General features: G+C 68.0%; 13 protein-coding genes. 5 read left to right on the forward strand and 8 right to left on the reverse strand.

What is annotated here, in order from left to right:
• Window positions 1-508: 508 nt before the first annotated feature.
• Window positions 509-2488 (forward strand): S8 family serine peptidase, encoded by a 1980-nt coding sequence (locus ACE3SS_RS05975; RefSeq protein WP_374592253.1) that lies wholly within the window; start codon window positions 509-511, stop codon window positions 2486-2488.
• Between the two features lie 22 nt (window positions 2489-2510).
• Here the strand turns inward: ACE3SS_RS05975 and ACE3SS_RS05980 are convergent, their stop codons facing one another.
• The 7 genes from ACE3SS_RS05980 to ACE3SS_RS06010 all read right to left on the reverse strand — a co-directional run bounded on the left by ACE3SS_RS05980 (window position 2511) and on the right by ACE3SS_RS06010 (window position 10188).
• A complete protein-coding gene (locus ACE3SS_RS05980) occupies window positions 2511-3644 on the reverse strand; it encodes an enoyl-CoA hydratase/isomerase family protein (RefSeq protein WP_374592254.1) in 1134 nt (377 codons plus the stop codon).
• Between the two features lie 2 nt (window positions 3645-3646).
• Complete coding sequence (locus ACE3SS_RS05985) at window positions 3647-4411, reverse strand: enoyl-CoA hydratase (protein WP_374592255.1); 765 nt, start codon at window positions 4409-4411, stop codon at window positions 3647-3649.
• Window positions 4412-4454: 43 nt separating this feature from the next.
• Complete coding sequence (mmsB, locus tag ACE3SS_RS05990) at window positions 4455-5348, reverse strand: 3-hydroxyisobutyrate dehydrogenase (RefSeq protein WP_374592256.1); 894 nt, start codon at window positions 5346-5348, stop codon at window positions 4455-4457.
• 58 nt (window positions 5349-5406) lie between these two features.
• Complete coding sequence (locus ACE3SS_RS05995) at window positions 5407-6939, reverse strand: CoA-acylating methylmalonate-semialdehyde dehydrogenase (protein WP_374592257.1); 1533 nt, start codon at window positions 6937-6939, stop codon at window positions 5407-5409.
• 23 nt (window positions 6940-6962) lie between these two features.
• Window positions 6963-8099, reverse strand: coding sequence for an acyl-CoA dehydrogenase family protein (locus ACE3SS_RS06000; protein ID WP_374592258.1), 1137 nt, complete (start codon window positions 8097-8099; stop codon window positions 6963-6965).
• A gap of 108 nt (window positions 8100-8207) precedes the next feature.
• Window positions 8208-9398, reverse strand: a complete 1191-nt coding sequence (locus tag ACE3SS_RS06005; protein WP_374592259.1) for an acetyl-CoA C-acyltransferase — start codon at window positions 9396-9398, stop codon at window positions 8208-8210.
• A 7-nt stretch (window positions 9399-9405) separates the two neighbouring features.
• Complete coding sequence (locus tag ACE3SS_RS06010; RefSeq protein ID WP_374592260.1) at window positions 9406-10188, reverse strand: SDR family NAD(P)-dependent oxidoreductase; 783 nt, start codon at window positions 10186-10188, stop codon at window positions 9406-9408.
• Between the two features lie 164 nt (window positions 10189-10352).
• Here ACE3SS_RS06010 and ACE3SS_RS06015 point away from each other — a divergent pair, with 164 nt between their 5' ends.
• Complete coding sequence (locus ACE3SS_RS06015; RefSeq protein ID WP_374592261.1) at window positions 10353-11387, forward strand: AraC family transcriptional regulator; 1035 nt, start codon at window positions 10353-10355, stop codon at window positions 11385-11387.
• Here ACE3SS_RS06015 and yegQ read toward each other — a convergent pair.
• Window positions 11341-12795: a tRNA 5-hydroxyuridine modification protein YegQ gene (gene yegQ, locus ACE3SS_RS06020; protein WP_374592262.1), complete on the reverse strand. Its 1455-nt coding sequence runs from the start codon at window positions 12793-12795 to the stop codon at window positions 11341-11343. The genes ACE3SS_RS06015 and yegQ overlap by 47 nt on opposite strands.
• 284 nt (window positions 12796-13079) lie before the next feature.
• Between yegQ and ACE3SS_RS06025 the strand changes: the two genes are divergently transcribed.
• The 3 genes from ACE3SS_RS06025 to ACE3SS_RS06035 are packed head-to-tail and all read left to right on the forward strand — an operon-like array spanning window position 13080 to window position 18697.
• On the forward strand, window positions 13080-16325 hold the full coding sequence (locus ACE3SS_RS06025; protein ID WP_374592263.1) for a response regulator: 3246 nt from the start codon (window positions 13080-13082) through the stop codon (window positions 16323-16325).
• A complete protein-coding gene (locus ACE3SS_RS06030; RefSeq protein ID WP_374592264.1) occupies window positions 16312-17412 on the forward strand; it encodes an HD-GYP domain-containing protein in 1101 nt (366 codons plus the stop codon). Before ACE3SS_RS06025 ends, ACE3SS_RS06030 begins: the two co-directional genes overlap by 14 nt.
• A gap of 19 nt (window positions 17413-17431) precedes the next feature.
• Entirely contained in the window at window positions 17432-18697 is a 1266-nt protein-coding gene (locus tag ACE3SS_RS06035) for a hypothetical protein (RefSeq protein ID WP_374592265.1), read from the forward strand.
• Window positions 18698-18707 lie beyond the last annotated feature (10 nt).

The raw sequence follows: 18707 nt of genomic DNA on the forward strand, positions 1-18707 counted from the left end.
GTCCCACTCCTTCCCATCCCGAACAGGACAGTGAAACGCCTCAGCGCCGATGATAGTGCGGGTTCCCGTGTGAAAGTAGGACATCGTCAGGCTATTATTTAGAAACGCCCTCAGTCGATATTCGGTTGGGGGCGTTTTGCATTTGCGATTCGTATTCCCGTGTCGAATTCGTGAGCGGTGAGCGGTGAGCGGTGAGCGTCTGGCCGCACCATCTTGACTGAAGACTGTCAGCCTTGTGCTGCGGTTTCGTCGGTGACCACGGCGTCTGAGTAGTAGCGAGGCCACTCCCCCCGCGCTGTGAAGGATTTACGGGAATGCGCCATTTCTCGCTGCTGCTCGCGCAGATTGGGGCTTTGCTGCAAGCTTGGCGCTGCGGGCTAGGGCGACGATGCCGATATGGAAGGTTTGATATCGAGTCTGGAAAGCCCCGTCGATGTGGTTCCCTGGTTCCGCTACGTGCAAGACCGCCCGGTGCGCTGCGGCGATGTTTCGGGATCTACCCGAGCGCTTGACCGTTGCTGTCGCCTGGAGCCTCCAAGCAGCGGTCTGGTTGCTGGCTGCTGGTGTGCTGTATGCGGGCGAGGCCGGTGCCCAAGTGCTGGAAGAGGGGCGCGTGATCGTCAAATTCCGCGCCACGACAACCACGCATGATTCGACCTCGAACCGTGCGGTAGCCGCCGCCAACGGCAGAGCGGACGAGTCGGCAGCCACAGCGAGGATTCGCGGTATCGGTCGACGCACCGGGCTGGCCTTGCAGCAAGGGCGCATGGTCGGCACGCGAATGCATGTGGTCAAGACGCGTGGACTGAATTCCCGGGCCTTGATGACGCAGTTGCGGCAGGACCCGGATGTGGAATACGTCGTCGTGGATGCGCGACGCCAGATCCTGACCGTGCCGAACGACCCGCTCTATTTGCCGAACGGCGGCGCCGTGCCGATAGGGCCGGCGTCCGGCCAGTGGTATTTGCACACCCCGGACTCGACCACGCCCGCGAGCATCAATGCGGAAGCGGCCTGGACGATCGGGACGGGCTCGGCGACCGGCGCCATCGTTGCGGTGATCGACACCGGCGTGCGCTACGACCACCCTGACCTGGGCTCCACGGGTTCAGGGGGCAAGCTGTTGCCGGGTGCGGCGCTACTGGCCGCGCAGTCGCTGCGCAGCGCCGACGCCACCGATACGGGCGACTGGGTATCGGCCGGGCAGTGCAGCAGTGGCAGCGCGGCGGCCAATTCGAGCTGGCACGGCACGCAAGTGGCGGGGCTCGTGGGAGCGCTGTCGAACAACAACGCGGGCATGGCCAGCGTGGGTTGGAACGTGCGGGTGCTGCCGGTGCGCGTGCTGGCGCAATGCGGTGGCTACGACTCGGACATCATCGCCGCGATGAACTGGGTGGTGGGGGACGCAGTGTCGGGGCTGACAACGCTGTCGCCCACCATAGCGAGCGAGGTCAAGGTGATCAACCTGAGCCTGGGCAGCAACGCTGCCTGCTCAGCCGCCTACATCGACGCGATCAACAACGTGCGCAGCCATGGCACCGTGGTGGTGGCTGCCGCCGGCAACAGCGATGGTCAGGCCGTCGGCGCGCCCGCGAGCTGCCCCGGCGTGATCGCCGTGGGGGGCTTGCGTCACGTCGGCACCAAGGTCGGCTATTCGTCGGTGGGGTCGGAGATCAGCTTGAGCGCGCCGGGCGGCAACTGCGTGAACGCGACGGGGCTTTGTCTCTACCCCATCCTGACCACGTCGAACACGGGCGCGACCACGGCGGGCACGGCAACCTACACCGATGGCCTGAACGCCTCGACGGGCACGAGCTTCGCGGCGCCGCTGGTGTCGGGCACGGCGGCGCTGATGCTGCAGGCGCGTCCGGCGCTGCAGCCCGACGATGTGCGACGCTTGCTGCGCGACACCGCGCGAGCCTTTCCGCAAGTGGGGGGTGTGGCCGCCTGCCATGCGCCCAACAGCAGCACGCAGGCCGAATGCAATTGCACGACCAGCACCTGCGGAGCGGGCATGCTGGATGCCGGTCAGGCGGTGAACGCTGCAGCCAATGGCGCGGTGCCCCGCATCACGGTGACGCCGTCTTCGCCTGTAAATGGGCAGACCATCACCCTCGATGCATCGGGCTCGCAACCCTCGGTGACGGGCAGCAGCATCGTGAGCTACGCCTGGGTGCTGGTGGACGGCGGCGGCATCGTCAGCGCGCTGAGCGGCCCGACCAACACCAGCAGCATCAGCGTGACGCCCAGCGCGGCCGGAACCTTCACGGTGCAATTGACGGTGATCGATGACTCGTCCCCCACGCCCGTGAGCGCGGTCACCACCGAGACCGTCATCGTCGCGGCGCCCACCACGGCGCGAGCCGCAGGATCTTCGGGTGGCGGTGGGGGGGGTGGGGCGATGCCCGTGTGGCCTTTGCTGGCCTTGACGGGCGTCGTCGCGACGGCGACGCGGCGATCGCGGTTGGCGTCTCGGCGTACAGACTGAGACGCCCGACCGGGCGGATTGGTCAGATCAAATCAGCCAGCGGATGCGGGCGCCCGGCGGCAACGTCGGGCGACACAAAAAAGCTGGCAACGCGATCGGGCGTCACCGATTCGATGGACGCTGGTTGCCAGCGCGGCGTGCCGTCCTTGTCGATCAGATGGGCGCGCACGCCTTCGAGGAATTCTCCGCATGCGATCGCGTGGAACAGCACGTCGTATTCCATGCGAAAGCTCTGCGCCAGCGTCATCCGGCGCCCCCGCTGCAGTGCGGCCCGGCACACCGCCAGCATCAGGGGCGAGCGGCTGCGCATCAGCTCGAGCGTGGTGCGCGCCCACTCGGCTTCGGCGCTCGCGGCTTGCGCAGACGCCTCGGCCAGCGATGCCATGGTCTCGGCCACCGAGCAGGCGGGGTCGAAGTGCCGATAGATCGCCGGGCTCAGCGCGGGCAGGGTTGCCCCATCGAGCCGCGTGGCGTCAGGTGCCGCCAAGGATTGGCGCAGATCGGACTGGGCATCGGCGCCCCAGGTGATCGCGCGCAAGGCGTCGTCCAGTTCGTCGGGCAGGGTCACGCGCGAACGCGCGTCGGCAAAGCCCACGAAGAGCGCGTCGCCCCCGTGGATGGTGACGCCGGTGAGCCCGAGGTACAAGGCCAGAGGCGCCGGCATGCGGCCGAAGAAATGCGTGGCGCCCACGTCGGGGATCAGGCCGATGCGCGTCTCGGGCATGGCGATGCGCGTGGTGTCGGTGACGAGCCGCAGCGACGCGCCCTGGCTCAGGCCCATGCCGCCGCCCATCACGATGCCGTGCATGAAGGCGACGACGGGCTTGGCGAAGCGATGCAGGCGGTAGTCGACGCGGTACTCGTCGATGAAGAAATCGCGCTGCAGCGAGGTGCCCTCGCGGGCGCTGTTGACCACGGCCACCACGTCACCGCCGGCGCAGAACGCCTTCGGGCCGGTGCCGCGGATCAAGACAGCCTTGATGTTTGCATCACGTTCGCAGCGGTCGAGCAGCGGCATGAAGGCCAACATCATGTCGTGCGACAAGGCGTTGAGCGCCTTGGGCCGGTTCAGCGTGATCACCCCGACGCGGTTGATCACCTCGAAGCGCAATGCCTCATCGACACCCGCGCCGGGTGCGCCGCCTGCCTCGCTCATGTTCATTTCCAGCTGGGCGCGCGCTTTTCGAGGAAGGCATTGACGCCTTCGCGCTGGTTGGGGCCGTTGAACAAATCGACGAACAGCTCGCGCTCCTGCGCCAGCGCGGCGTGGCGCGGCACGCCGTTGCGGGCGGCGTGGATGAGCTGCTTGCAGGCCAGCACGCTGTCGGGGCTTTGCTTGCTGACGCGTTGCGCGATCTCGGTGGCCTTGGCCAGCGCGCCGCCGGTGGGCACGACTTCTTCGACCAGGCCGATGCGCAGCGCCGTGGCGGCGTCCACGCGCTCGCCGGTCAGGATCATGCGCTTGGCCCAGCCTTCGCCGACCAGCCAGGGCAGCGTCTGCGTGCCCGTGCCGCCGGGCAGCAGGCCCACGCCGGCTTCGGGCAGCGCCATCTGCGCGTGCTCTTCGGCGATGCGGATGTCCGTGGCCAGCGCGCATTCGAGTCCGCCGCCCATCGCGTAGCCGTTGATCGCGGCAATGGTCACCAGGCGGGTCTCGGCCAGTGCCTCGAAGGCGTTGCCGAAGGCGCGGATCATGTCGATGGCATTGCCCTTGTCGCCGTCGGCGAACTTGTTGAGGTCGGCGCCGGCGCTGAAAAACTTCGGGCCCTTGCCGGTGATCACCAGCGCGCGCACGGCGGCGTTGGCGTTGAGCTCGACGAGGGTGTCGCGCAACTGCACCAGTCCTTCAGGGCTGAAGGCGTTGGCGGGCGGGCGATTGAGGGTGATGGTGGCGACGCTGCCGTCGATCTGGAGTTCGATCATGAGCTTCTCAAAAATGTGAAATCGAAAAAAGAAGGGTGCGGGATCAAGACCGCGATGGTGCCTGAAGCATCTGGATGATGGACGAAAAGTCGAGCGTGCCGTGGCCCTGTTCGCTCCATGTTTGATACAGCTGCTGCGCGACCGTGCCGAGCGGCAATTGCTGACCGGCTTGCTGCGCGGCAGCCGTCGCGAGGCCGAGGTCCTTCAGCATCAGGTTGACGCCGAAGCCGCCGCTGTAGCCGCGCGCGGCGGGCACGCCGTCCATCACGCCCGGATAAGGGTTGTAGGTGTCGGCGCTCCAGCAGCGGCCCGACGAGGTGTTGACGATGCCGGCCAGCACCTTCGGGTCGATGCCGAGCGATGCGCCCAGCGTCATGGCCTCGGCCACACCGATCATCGAAATCGCCAGCAGCAGGTTGTTGCAGACCTTCGCGACCTGGCCGGTGCCCGTGGCGCCGCAATGCACGATGTTCTTGCCCATCGCCTGCAGCACCGGTTGCACCCGCGCGAACAGCTCGGTGCTCGCACCGACCATGAAGGTTAGCGTGCCGGCCGTGGCGCCGCCCGTGCCGCCCGACACCGGCGCGTCGGCCAGCGGGTTGCCGTTCTTCTCGGCCAGCTCGGCGAAGTGCCGTGCAGACGCTGGATCGATGGTGCTGCAATCGACGATGGGCACGCCGAGCGGCACAGCGCCAAACACGCCCTCGGGGCCGGTCAATACCGCTTTGACGTGCGCAGCCGCGGGCAGCATCGTGATGACGAACTCGGCGTTGTGCACGGCATCGGCTGGCGACAGCGTGGCCTCGGCGCCCGCATCGGCCAGCGTCTGCACGGCCACGCTGTTGAGATCGAACACGCGCACCGCGTGGCCGGCTTTGACGAGGTTGCGAGCCATCGGGCCGCCCATGTTGCCGAGGCCGATGAAAGCGATCTTCATGTCGTTCTCCTTGCGTGTGCGTTGATCGTGCGTGTTGTGCGTGTGTCTGAACGAATGCTCAGCGCAGGCTGATGGTCGTGTTCACGCCCGTGTTGACCGACGCATCGTCGAACCAGCGCGCCGTCACCGTCTTGGTCTGCGTATAGAACTGCACCACCTGCTTGCCGTAGGGGCCGAGGTCGCCGAGCTTGGAGCCGCGCGAGCCTGTGAAGCTGAAGAAGGGAACCGGCACGGGGATGGGCACGTTGATGCCGACCTGGCCCACGTCGATCTCGCTCTGGAACTTGCGCGCCGCCGCGCCGCTTTGCGTGAACAGGCCCACGCCGTTGCCGAAGGGGTTGGCGTTGACCAGCGCGATGGCGTCGTCCAGCGTGTCCACGTTCAGCGTGACCAGCACGGGGCCGAAGATCTCTTGCGTGTAGACCTGCATCGTCGTCTTCACGTTGGCGATCACGGTCGGGCCGATGAAGTTGCCGGCTTCAAAGCCGGGCACCCGGATGCCGCGGCCATCGAGCAGCAGCTCGGCGCCCTCAGGCGGTCCGCTGGCGATCAGCCGTTCGATACGTTCTTTGGCGCGCGGCGAGATCACCGGGCCCACATCGGTGCCGGGTTCGGTGCCGGCGTTCACCTTCAACGATTTCGCGCGCGACACCACGTCGGGCAGCCAGTCCTTCGCGGCGCCGACGAACACGGCTACCGACGTTGCCATGCAGCGCTGTCCGGCTGCACCGAAGGCAGCGCCGGCCAGCGCGTTGAGCGCTTGTTCCTTGTTCGCATCGGGCAGGATCACCGCGTGGTTCTTCGCGCCCATCATGCTTTGCACGCGCTTGCCGTGCTGGCTCGCGAGGTTGTAGACGTGCGTGCCGACTTCGGTCGAGCCGACGAATGACACGGCCACGATATCGGGGTGCGTGCAGATCGCATCGACCACCTCTTTGCCGCCGTGCACCACGTTCAGCACGCCCGCCGGCACGCCGGCTTGCAGCGCGAGCGCCACCAGCTCCATCGTGCTCATCGGGTCTTGCTCAGAAGGTTTGAGCACGAAGGTGTTGCCGCAGACGATGGCCATCGGGAACATCCACAGCGGGATCATCGCGGGGAAGTTGAAGGGCGTGATGCCCGCGCACACGCCGATGGGCTGGCGCAGCGTGTAGGTGTCCACGCCGCCCGCCACGTTCTCGGCGAACTCGCCCAACTGCAGCGTGCCGACCGAGCACGCGTGCTCGACCACTTCGAGGCCGCGGATGATGTCGCCCTCGGCGTCGGCCAGCGTCTTGCCTTGCTCGGCGGTCAGCACCGCGGCGACGCGCGGCAGGTTCTCGCGGATCAGCGCCTGGAAGCGCAACATGACGCGCATGCGCGCCGCGATCGGCGTGGTCTTCCAGCTCTTGAAGGCTTGCTTCGCGGCCGCGACGGCGGCGTTCACTTCGTCAGCGGTCGCGAAAGGCACGTGGGCCAACACCGCCTGCGTCGCCGGGTTGACGATGGGGCGGCGCTCGGTGCTCTTCGAATCAACGAACTCGCCGTTGATCAGCAGGCGAACGGTCTGGTTGCCGTACAGCGTGGCGGTGGTGCTGGGTGTGGTGCTCATGGGGATGTTTCCTCGACTCATGTTCAGAGGTTGCGAGCAATCACGATCTTCTGGATCTCGCTCGTGCCCTCGTAGATCTGCGTGATGCGGGCGTCGCGGTAGTGGCGCTCGACGGGGTAGTCCTCCAGATAGCCGTAGCCGCCGTGGATCTGGATGGCCTTGGAGCACACCCACTCGGCGGTCTCCGACGCAAACAGCTTGGCTTGCGAGGCCTCTGAAATGCATGGCACGCCGGCCGTGCGCAGACGCGCCGCGTGGTGCACCAGCAGGCGCGCGGCGTTCAAGCGCGTGTGCATGTCGGCCAGCGTGTGCGCGATGGCCTGGTGCTGATCGATGGTCTTGCCGAACTGCACGCGCTCGACCGCGTAGGCCTTGGCGGCATCGAGCGCCGCGCGCGCAATGCCCACGGCTTGCGCGGCGATGCCGATGCGGCCACCTTCGAGGTTCGACAGTGCGATCTTCAAGCCTTCGCCGCGCTGGCCCAGCAGGTTGGCGGCTGGCACGCGGCAATCGGCGAGCGTGATCGCGCAGGTGTCGGACGCGCGGATGCCCATCTTGTGCTCGGTGCGCGCCACCGTGAAGCCGGGCGTGGACGTGTCCACGATGAAGGCCGACAAGCCCTTCTTGCCGAGATCGGGGTCGGTGACCGCGAAGACGATGGCCATGCCGGCGCGCGCGCCATTGGTGGTGAACTGCTTGGCGCCGTTGAGCACCCAGGTGTCACCATCGAGCGTCGCGCGCGTCTTCAATGCATCTGCCTCGGAGCCGGCTTGCGGCTCGGTCAGGCAGAAAGCGCCGATCACGTCGCCCGTCACCAGGCGCGGCAGCCATGTTTTTTTTTGCGCCTCGGTGCCGAACTTCAGGATCGGCACGCAGCCCACCGAGTTGTGCACGCTCATCAGCGTCGAGCACGAGGCACAACCCGCAGCCACTTCTTCGATGGCCAGCGCGTAGGCCAGATCGTCGGTGCGCGTGCCGCCCCAGTCGGCGGGCACGAGCATGCCGAGCAGGCCGAGATCGCCCATCTGTTTGACGACCGCGGCGGGCAATGCGCCAGCGCGGTCCCACGTTCCGGCGTTCGGGGCAAGCTGCTCTTGCGCGAAGGCACGAGCCGCGTCGCGCACCAGGCGCTGGTCTTCGGTCAACAGTGCGTCAGACATGACGACCCCTCGCCTGCCGAGTACGGCATGCGATCCCCCGAGGGGATCGAGCCCGGCTTCGGGCGGCCGGGCGCTCGGGCTCGTGCGCGCTAAAGAAATAGGCTCCGGTCATAGCAACTCCACCGCCATCGCCGTGGCCTCGCCGCCGCCGATGCAGAGCGATGCCACGCCGCGTTTGCCGCCGCGCTGGCGCAAGGCGTGGATCAGCGTGACGAGGATGCGCGCGCCGGTGGCGCCGATCGGGTGGCCCATCGCGCAGGCGCCGCCGTGCACGTTGACCTTGTCGTGGCTCAGGCCCAGCTCGCGCATCGCGATCAGCGTGACGACGGCGAAAGCTTCGTTGATCTCGTACAGATCGACGTCGGCATCCGTCCAGCCCGTCTTGGCAAAGAGCTTTTGCACGGCGCCGACGGGGGCGGTGGTGAAGCGCGTGGGCTTCGCAGCGTGCGTGCTGTGGCCGACGATGCGAGCAATCGGGTTTTGGTCATTCAGCCAGCCGCGTTCGCGCGCCGTGCTTTCGCGGGCCAGCACCAAGGCGGCAGCGCCGTCCGAGATCGAGGCCGAGCTGGCCGCGGTGACCGTGCCGTCCTTGCCGAAGGCGGGCTTGAGCGTGGCGATCTTCTCGGGCTTGCATTGGCCGGGCGTCTCGTCTTGCGTGATCGATACCAGGCCGGATTTGGTCTTCACGGCCGTCGGCACGATTTCGTTGGCGAACAGACCGCTGCTCACCGCCGTCTGCGCACGGGCCACCGAGGCCAGCGCATACGCGTCTTGTTCGGTGCGCGGGAAGCCCAGTTCGGCGGCGGTCTGATCGGCATGGAAGCCCATCAGCTGGCCGTCGTAGGCGTCTTGCAGGCCGTCGAAGAACATGTGGTCGATCATCTGGCCGTGGCCCAGGCGCTGGCCGCCGCGTGCGCTGGGCAGCAGATAGGGCGCGTTGGTCATCGACTCCATGCCGCCTGCCACCACGAGGTTGGCTGAACCGGCGCGCAGCATGTCGTGGCCGAGCATCACGGTCTTCATGCCCGAGCCGCACATCTTGGTGAGGGTGGTGGCGGGCACGCTGTCGGGCAGGCCGGCGGCGAGCAGCGCTTGTCGGGCCGGGGCCTGGCCGATGCCGGCCATCAGGCAGCAGCCCATCAGCACTTCATCGATTTCGGCGCCCGGCACGCCAGCGGCTTGCAGTGCGCCGGCGATTGCAGCGCCACCGAGCTTGGGTGCGGTCAAGCTACTGAACTGGCCCTGGAAGCTGCCGATGGCGGTGCGTTGGGCCGCCAGGATCACGATGGGTTCAGACATGCTCACCTCACTTCGCCGCCATGCGAATGCCGCCGTCGATGCGGATCGTTTCGCCATTGAGGTATTCGTTTTCGACGATGCTGCGCACCAGCGCCGCGTACTCGGCCGGGCGGCCCAGGCGCGAGGGGTGGGGCACCATGCGGCCCAGCGAGTCCTGCACCTCTTGCGGCAGGCCGAGCAACATCGGAGTCTCGAAGATGCCCGGCGCGATGGTCAGCACGCGGATGCGGTCGCGGGCCAGCTCGCGGGCCGCCGGCAGGGTCATGGCGACCACGCCGCCTTTCGAGGCCGAGTAGGCGGCCTGGCCGATCTGGCCGTCGAACGCGGCCACCGAGGCGGTGTTGATGATCACGCCTTGCGAGGCGGTGGCGTCGCTGCCGGAGCCCGGCGCACCCGAGTTGATCATGGCCGGCACGGCCAGCCGCATCATGTTGAAGGTGCCGATCAGGTTGACCTGGATGGTCTTGGTGAAGCTGTCGAGCCGGTGCGGGCCGTTCTTGCCGTGGATCTTCTCGGCCGGGCCGATGCCGGCGGCGTTGACCAGCACGTCGAGCCGGCCGAAGCGTTGCAGGGCGGCGTCCACCGCGGCCTGGCCGCTGGCTTCGTCCACCACATTGGTCGAGACGACGACGAGGCGGTCGGCGTGGCGCGCGTCAAACGTGCCGGGTTGCGGCGCGGCCAGATCGGCCACGACCACGCGGGCGCCGGCGTCCAGCGCCATGCGGGCGGTGGCGGCACCCAGGCCCGAGGCGCCGCCGGTGATCAGGTAGACGCTGTCAGAAATGTTCATGAAGGCTTCGTCCTTGAAAAAATGATGGGGCAGCGGCGCGCGGCCGCACGTATCCTTGCGGGATCGTAGAGACGCCACCCCTGCTTTTCGATGTTCAAACCGATCAATTTGATTGCGCGAACCGGCCAGTCGGCAACGGGGGACGAACCCCAGGAGGCTCGGGCATGAAAGCCGAACGCGGCACCATCGCCATCCACTTCGTGCAGGAGGCCGTGCGCTGCCTGGCGCCGCGCGGGCTGGACGCGGCGGAGTTTCTGGCGCGCGCGGGCATTCCGCCGGCTTTCTTGAACGAGCCGCTGGCCCGGGTGTCGCCGCAGCAGTTCGGCCTGTTGTGGCGCGACGTGGCGCGGGCGTTGAACGACGAATTCTTCGGCCTCGACCGCCACCCGGCGCGCGTGGGCAGCTACGCCCTGATGTGCGCCAGCGCGCTGGGCAGCGCCGACCTGAGCCAGGCGCTGCGGCGTTGCCTGCACTTCATGAGCCTGGTGCTCGACGACGTGCGCGGCGAGCTGGTGGTGGACGGCGAGCGGGTGACGATCCGGCTGCACGACCCGCAGCACGACCCGCAGCATGGGCACGGCCGCGCGGCCGACGGCCACTCGCGCCTGTTTGCCCATGCCACCTATCTCATCATGGTCTACGGCCTGGCCTGCTGGCTGGTGGGGCGACGCATCGCCTTGCTCGAAGGGCAGTTTGCCTGCCCCGAGCCGGTGGCGGCGCACGAATACCGCGTGCTGTTTTGCGAGGCGCTGCGTTTTGATGCCGACATGACCACGCTGGTGTTCGCGCGTTCGGTGCTGCAGCTGCCGGTGGTGCAGACCGCCGCGACCCTGCGCGAGTTCTTGCGCGAGGCGCCGGCGAACTTCCTGGTGAAGTACCGCGACCCCAAGAGCCTGGCGGCGCGCATCCGGCGCCGACTGCGCGAGCGGCCGGTGGGCGAGTGGCCGGCCTTCGAGCAGTTCTGCGCCGAGCTGCACCTGTCCGAAGCCACGCTGCGCCGCCGTCTGCGCGACGAGGGGCACACCTACCAGTCGATCAAGGACGACCTGCGCCGCGACCAGGCCATCGCCCTGCTGCAAGGCAGTCGCCGCAGCCTGCCCGACATCGCCGCCGCGCTGGGCTTTGCCGAGCCCAGCGCCTTCCACCGCGCCTTCAAGAAGTGGACGGGGGCGCGGCCGTCGGACTACCGGGCGGGGTGAGCGGCGCCACCAACCGCCGCGCGATCAGGGCGCCGGCAAAGCGCGCATCGAGTGGAATGCACACGTGCAGCGGGTTGCCGGGGGCCACCTCAATGGCTTCGACGTCGAGGTTGCGCATCTCGGTGAGTTTCATCAGCGCGTTGCCGCTGGGGTGGATCACCTCGAGCGTGTCGCCCACCGCGAAGCGGTTTTTCACCTCCAGCTCGGCCCAGCCGTCGGCCAGGGCGACGACCTCGGCCACGAACTGGCTGCGGTGGCCTTCGGAGTGGCCGGTGATGTAGTTCTGGTAGTCGTTGGCGGGGCGGCGTTCCAAAAAGCCCGCCGTGTAGCCGCGGTTGGCCAGGCCTTCGAGCTCCAGCAGCAGCTCGGGGTTGAAGGGCTTGCCGGCCACCGCGTCGTCGATGGCGCGGCGGTAGGTTTGCGCGGTGCGCGCCACGTAGTAGAGCGACTTGGTGCGGCCTTCGATCTTCAGCGAGTCGACCCCGATCTTGACGAGCCGCTCGACGTGCTCGATGGCGCGCAGGTCCTTCGAGTTCATGATGTAGGTGCCGTGCTCGTCTTCCATGATCGGCATCAGCTCGCCGGGGCGCTCGGCTTCTTCGAGCAAGTAGACCTGATCGGCCGCCGGGTGGCGCTGGCCGTCGCCGCAGGCCGAGAAGGCGCGGTTGGCCTCTTCTTGCTCGTGCGCGAAGTTGAAGTCGCCCTCGAGCTGGATGGGGATCACCTCGCCCGAGTCGGACTGCTCGGAGCCCGCGTGGGTGGTGTATTGCCAGCGGCAGGCGTTGGTGCAGGTGCCCTGGTTGGGGTCGCGCCGGTTGAAGTAGCCCGACAGCAGGCAGCGCCCCGAGTAGGCGATGCACAGCGCGCCGTGCACGAAGACTTCGAGCTCCATGTCGGGGCACTCTTGGCGGATCTTCTCGATCTCGTCGAGGCTCAGCTCGCGCGACAGGATGATGCGCGTCACGCCCACCTTCTGCCAGAACTTCACCGCCGCGTAGTTCACCGTGTTGGCCTGCACCGAGAGGTGGATGGGCACGTCGGGCCAGTTGCTGCTGTCCATCTTCTCGCGCACCATCATGATCAGGCCGGGGTCGGCCATGATCAGGCCGTCGGGGCGCATGGCGATGATGGGCTCGATGTCGCGCAGGTAGGTGCGTACCTTGTCGTTGTGCGGCAGCAGGTTGCTGGTGACGAAGAGCTTCTTGCCGCGCGCCTTGGCCTCTTGAATGCCTTGCTGCAGCTGTTCGAGCTTGAACTCGTTGTTGCGCGCGCGCAGGCTGTAGCGCGGCTGGCCGGCATAGACGGCATCGGCGCCGAAGTCGAACGCGGCGCGCATCTTGTCGAGCGAGCCGGCGGGCAGCAGCAACTCGGGTGATCGGGGCAGGGCGGGGGGCTGGGCGGGCGTCATGGGGCGCTATTTTCGTCGCCCGGCCCTGGGCGTGCTGCCGGTGCGGGTTTACGCCTGATTCGGCTGGGCGGCGTCTGCCAATTATGTGGAGGCCGGGCTCAATTCGGCGGGGGGGATGGGGGCCGAACCCGAGCCGGCGAGTTCGCCTCGCCACGTATCATCGATTCGAGCTCAGCCACGCGCCGGATGGCGGCTCGCCCCGATTGCCTGTTGATGCTGCTTCGTCCTCGCCGTTGTCGTGACTGCGGCCTCGCGTCCGGTGCGCTTCGCCAGGAGCGTCGCTCGTGAGGCTCAAAACCGTTTCGCACACCCTGTTCGTGGGCGTGCTGCTGGCGCTCGGGGCGAACTTCCTGTTTCTGGTGCTCATCAAGAGCGCCTACGACTCCACCACGCAAGCGGCGGCGGCGCGCGAAGAAACCGTGCGCGCCGTCGACAAGCTGCGCCGCGAAACCGAGTTGCTGCGCCGCCTGGTGCGCGCCTACACCGCCACCGGTCGGCCCAACTACCTGCTCACCTACTACGAGATCATGGGCATCCACCTCGGTGAGAAGCCCCAGCCCGAGGCCGACGACGCCACCGTCTACTGGGAAGACATGATCGCCGACCCCAAGAGTCATGCGGCACCAGCCAACGGCGCGCGCAGCACGCTGGTGGACCGCATGAGGGCGCTGCATCTCACGGCGAGCGAGCTGGCCGTGCTGCGCCGCGCCATGGACGCCACCGAGCAGCTCAAGAAGACCGAGCAGATCGCCTTTGCCGCCACGCAGGGGTTGTACGACGCGCGGCGCAAGGCCTTCGTGTCCGAGGGCGAGCCCAACCTCGCCTACGCCACCGAGCTGGTGCACAGCGCGGCTTACGAGCGTGACGGCGCCGAGCTGACGCGGGCGCTGTCCGAGCTGGCGCGGCGGGTGGGCGCCCGCACCGAGGCGGCCGTGGCGCAGGCCTCGCAGCGGGTGCGGCGGTTCATCGTGCTGGCCGTGGCGGGCGACTTCGCCCTGGTGCCGGTGATGCTGTTCGCGCTGGTGATGGTGCGCCGGCGCATGCTGCTGCCCATCGACGCGTTGAGCCTGCGCGCCAAGGCCTTCGCGGCGGGCGACTACACCGCGCGGCGCAACGTGCGCGAGGGCGGGCTCGACGAGGTCGAGGCCCTGGGGCGCACCCTCGACGTGATGGCGCAGTCGATTCAAGAAGACATCGCCGCGCGCGAGCGTGCCCAGGCCGACCTGCGGCAGGCGCGCGACGAGGCCGAGGCGGCCACCAAGGCCAAGTCGCTCTTCCTGGCCAACATGAGCCACGAGATCCGCACGCCGATGAACGCCATCATCGGCATGACCCACCTCACGCTGCAGACGCCGCTGAGCGTGCAGCAGCAAGACTACCTCGCCAAGGTGCTGTCGGCCTCGCAGATTTTGCTCGGCGTGATCAACGACATCCTCGATTTCTCGAAGATCGAGGCGGGCCACCTGACGCTGGAGCGCGCGCCCTATCGGGTGGAGGAGGCCGTGGGCAGCGCCTTGATGCTGGTGCGGCAGAAGGCGCAAGAAAAAGAAGTCGAGCTGCTGTGCGAATTCGCGCACCCCGACTTGCTGGCCCAGGCCGGCGTGGTGACGGGCGACATGCTGCGCGTCGGGCAGATCCTCACCAACTTGCTGAGCAACGCCGTCAAGTTCACCGACAGCGGCTACGTCAAGCTCGGCGTCGATCTCGAAGGCCGCCGGGGCGACCAGGCCACCTTGCGATTCGACGTGAGCGATACCGGCATCGGCATGACCACCGAGCAGATCGCGCGGCTCTTTCAAGAATTCACGCAGGCCGACGACAGCACCACGCGGCGCTACGGCGGCACCGGCCTGGGCCTGAGCATCAGCCAGCGCCTGGCCGGCCTGATGGGCGGGCGCATCAGCGTGAACAGCGCCTACGGCTGCGGCTCCACCTTCAGCCTGCGCCTGCCCGTGACCATCGTCTCCGATGCCAGCGGCGGCGTCACGCCCGTGCCGGTCGATGCCCTGCGCGTGCTGGTGGTCGACGACCAGCCCGAGACGCGCCTCACGCTGGCCGGCCTGCTGCACACGCTCGGCGTGGGGGCCGAGCAGCGCGACGGCGCCGGGTGCGTCGAGGTGGCCGACGGGGGCGCGCAGGCGCTGGACCGCATCGAGCAGGCCTGCCGCGCCGGCCAGCCCTTCGACGTGGTGCTGCTCGACTGGGTGCTGCCCGACCTGGACGGCGCCGAGGTAATGCGCCGCCTGCGCGCGATCGACCCGTCGGTCAACGTGGTGGTGATCTCGGCCTACGACTGGGACAGCCTGCACGAGACCGCGTTGCAGGCCGGCGCCACCGGCTTCCTGTCCAAACCCCTGCTGCCCAGCGCCTTGCGCAGCCTGCTGGCGCGGCTGACCGGCATCGAGGTGATGGGCCAGGCCGACGCGGCGGGCAGCGAGCGCGCCATCCGGCTCGACGGCCTGCGCGTGCTGCTGGCCGAGGACAACGCGCTCAACCAGCAACTCGCCACCGAGCTGCTCAGCCGGCGCGGCGCCGTGATCGACGTGGTCAACAACGGCGTCGAGGCGCTGGAGCGGCTGCGCATGGTCGGGCCCTCGGGCTACGACGTGGTGCTGATGGATCTGCACATGCCGGCGATGGACGGCTACGAGGCCACCCGGCAGATCCGCGCCGACGAAGCCTTTGCGCACGTGCCCATCTTCGCGATGACGGCGCACGCCCTCACCGAGGAGCGCGAACGCTGTCTGGCCATCGGCATGCAAGGACACATCAGCAAGCCGCTCGACCCGCAGAAGCTCTACGCCACGCTCGAGCCCCACGCGCCAGCCAAGGCGCTGCGCCCGGTCGAGACGGGCGGCGGCGCGGCGGCCACGAAGGCCGGCGCCGCGCCGCCCCTGCCCGCCGTGCCGGGCCTGAACGCCGAGCTCGCGCTGGCTCGTCTGTCGGGCGACCGCGACCTGTATCGTCAGACGCTGCAAGGCTACCTGCGGCATGCCGACGGCGCGGTGCCGGCCCTGCGCCGAGCCGTGGCGGCGGCCGATTGGCCCACCGCGCAGCGCGAGGCGCACACCCTGCGGGGGCTGTCGGCCACCATCGGCGCCGAGGCGCTGGCGGCGCAGGCCGGGCGCGTCGAGGTGGCCGCCAAGGAGGCCGACTCGGTGCAGCTGGGCTCCATCGTCGAGCCCTTTCTGCGCGATCTGCTCACGCTGACCGAGGCGGTTCGCGCGCTGCCGCAGGGCTGGGCCGATGCGGACGCCAGGCCCGCCACCGCGGGCGGCGTGGCGCGGCCGGCGGCGGCGCCCGCGCCGCGCATCGTGCCGCGTCAGGTGCAAGAAGCGCAAGAGGCGCTGCGCCGGCTGCTCGAAGACTACGACAGCCAGGCGATGGTGCTCTGGCAGCAGCAGCGGGCGCTGTTCAAGATGACGCTCTCGCCCCTCACGCTCACCCGACTCAACAACGCCATCGAACGATGCGACTTTGAAGGCGCATTGACCCTGTTGAACGAGGCCGCGCAGCATGTTGACGCCTGAACAAAGCGCTCCCGCCCGCCTGACCGTCCTGGTGGTGGACGACGCGCCAGCCAACCTCAACCTGCTGGCCGGTCTGCTCAACACGGCCTACCGCGTCAAGCTCGCGCCCTCGGGCCCCAAGGCGCTGGAGCTGGCGCTCAAGTCGCCGCCCGACCTGGTGCTGCTCGACGTGATGATGCCGGACATGGACGGCTACGAAGTCTGCCGCCGCCTCAAGGCCGACGAGCGCACGCGCCACATCCCCGTGATCTTTCTCACCGCCATGCAGGAGCCCGAGAACGAGGCGCTGGGCTTCGAGGTGGGCGCGGCCGACTTCATCCACAAGCCCATCAGCCCGGCCATCGTGCAGGCCCGCGTCAAGACGCACCTGCAGAACAAGACCCTGCAAGACCGGCTGCGCCACAACAACGCGTGGCTGTCGAGCGAGCTCGACGAGCGCATGGTGCAGCTCGACCGCCTGCGCGAGTCGATGCTCTACGTGATGATCTCCTTCGCCGAGTTTCGCGACCAGGAGACCGGCAACCACGTCAAGCGCACGCAAGAATATGTGCGCGTGCTGGCCACCGAGCTGTGGCGGCGCGGCCGGCATCTCGACCTGCTGAGTCCGCAGAGCATCGAGCTGATCGCCAAGTCGGCGCCGCTGCACGATCTGGGCAAAGTGGCGATTTCGGACAACATCCTGCTCAAGCCCGGCAAGCTGACGGCCGAAGAATTCGAGATCATGAAGACCCACCCCGTGCATGGCTGGGAGATGTTGCGCCGCGCCGCCCAGCGCATGGGCGACGACACCGACTTCCTGTCCTACTCGATGGAAATCGCTCGCTCGCACCACGAGAAGTGGGACGGCAGCGGCTACCCGGACGGCCTGACGGGCGAGGCCATTCCGCTGTCGGCGCGCCTGATGGCCGTGGCCGACGTGTACGACGCGCTCATCAGCCGTCGGCCCTACAAGCCGCCGCACAGCCACGAAGACGCCCGCCGCCATCTGCTGCAGGGCGCGGGCCAGCATTTCGACCCCGAGGTGGTGGACGTGTTCGTCGCCATTCAACAGCAGTTTCTCGATATCGCCAGCCAATGGCAGGACTGACTCTCTCGCAAGGACTCGCATGATTCGCACGCATCGGTTGTTCATCAAGAAGCGCCTTGCACTTCTTGGCCTGATCGGGGTGGCCACGACCGCCTCGGCGCTGGAGCTGCAGATGTCCGGCTTCGGCACCGCCGGCTACGCGGTGTCCGACAAGCCGTATCACTTCCAGCAGTACGTCAGCGACGATGGCACCGTCAAGCGCGACAGCGTGGTGGGCGCGCAGGCCGACCTGAAGTTCACCACCGAGCTGTCGGCCACCGTGCAGGCCAAGGTGGCGCCCGCGAATGACGAAGAAAACCGCTGGAAGACCAGCCTGGCCTGGGCCTTTGTCTCCTGGCGGCCGAACAACGACTGGCTGTTGCGGGCCGGCAAGGTGCGGCTGCCGCTGTATCTGTTCTCAGAGAATCTCGACGTGGGCCAGAGCTACGACTTCGCCCGCATGCCCACCGAGATGTATTCCATCTCGCCCACCACCGACATCGCGGGCCTGTACCTCACGCACAACTGGGCGCTCGACGCGGGCGATCTGAGCCTCGACGTGTACTCGGGCAGGGCGCCGCGCGTGGTGCATCGCGCCTATCTGCGCGACCTCGGGCCCTCGTACTTGCAAGACGTCAACACCCGCGTCAGTGGCGCGGTGTTGACGCTGCGTGCCGAAGACAGCACCTGGCGCGCGGGCGTCCACCACGCTCAATCGGCGTTCAACAACGGCCTGCCCATGCCGGGGCGGCTCGCCTACCAATCGCTGGGCGGCGGCGTCGGCTACTACATGCCGACGACCATGGTGCGCAGCTTCACCAACGACATCTTCACCGTCGGCCTGGACCTGGGCCTGGGCAACGGCTGGCGGGTGATGACCGAGCTCGAGCGCAACATCCAGCACGACATCGACATCGGCGCCAACACGATCGGTGGCTACGTGTCATTGCTGCGCAAGGTCGACAAGTTCACGCCCTACGTCACCTGGTCGAAGATCAAGACGCTGGGCGTCACGACCACGGTGTACCAGGGTCTCAACGCGGTCAACGTGCCGTCCTATATTCTTGGCGCCGATCAGCTCAACGCCCAGCAGCGCATGCTGGCCGACGGCATCCCGTTCTACGACCAGCAGTCGCTGATGCTGGGCACGTCCTACGCGCTCACGCCGCAGAGCAAGCTGAAGGCCGAGCTGATGCACACCTGGGTGGGGCGCGGTTCGGTCATGATCGACTCGCCGGCCGGCGGGCCGCCCGTGGCGCATGAGGGGCTCAATGTGCTGTCCCTCAGCTACAACTTCACGTTCTGAGGAGGCCGAC

It is taken from the genome of Aquabacterium sp., from assembly GCF_041915145.1.
Lineage (GTDB): Bacteria > Pseudomonadota > Gammaproteobacteria > Burkholderiales > Burkholderiaceae_C > Aquabacterium.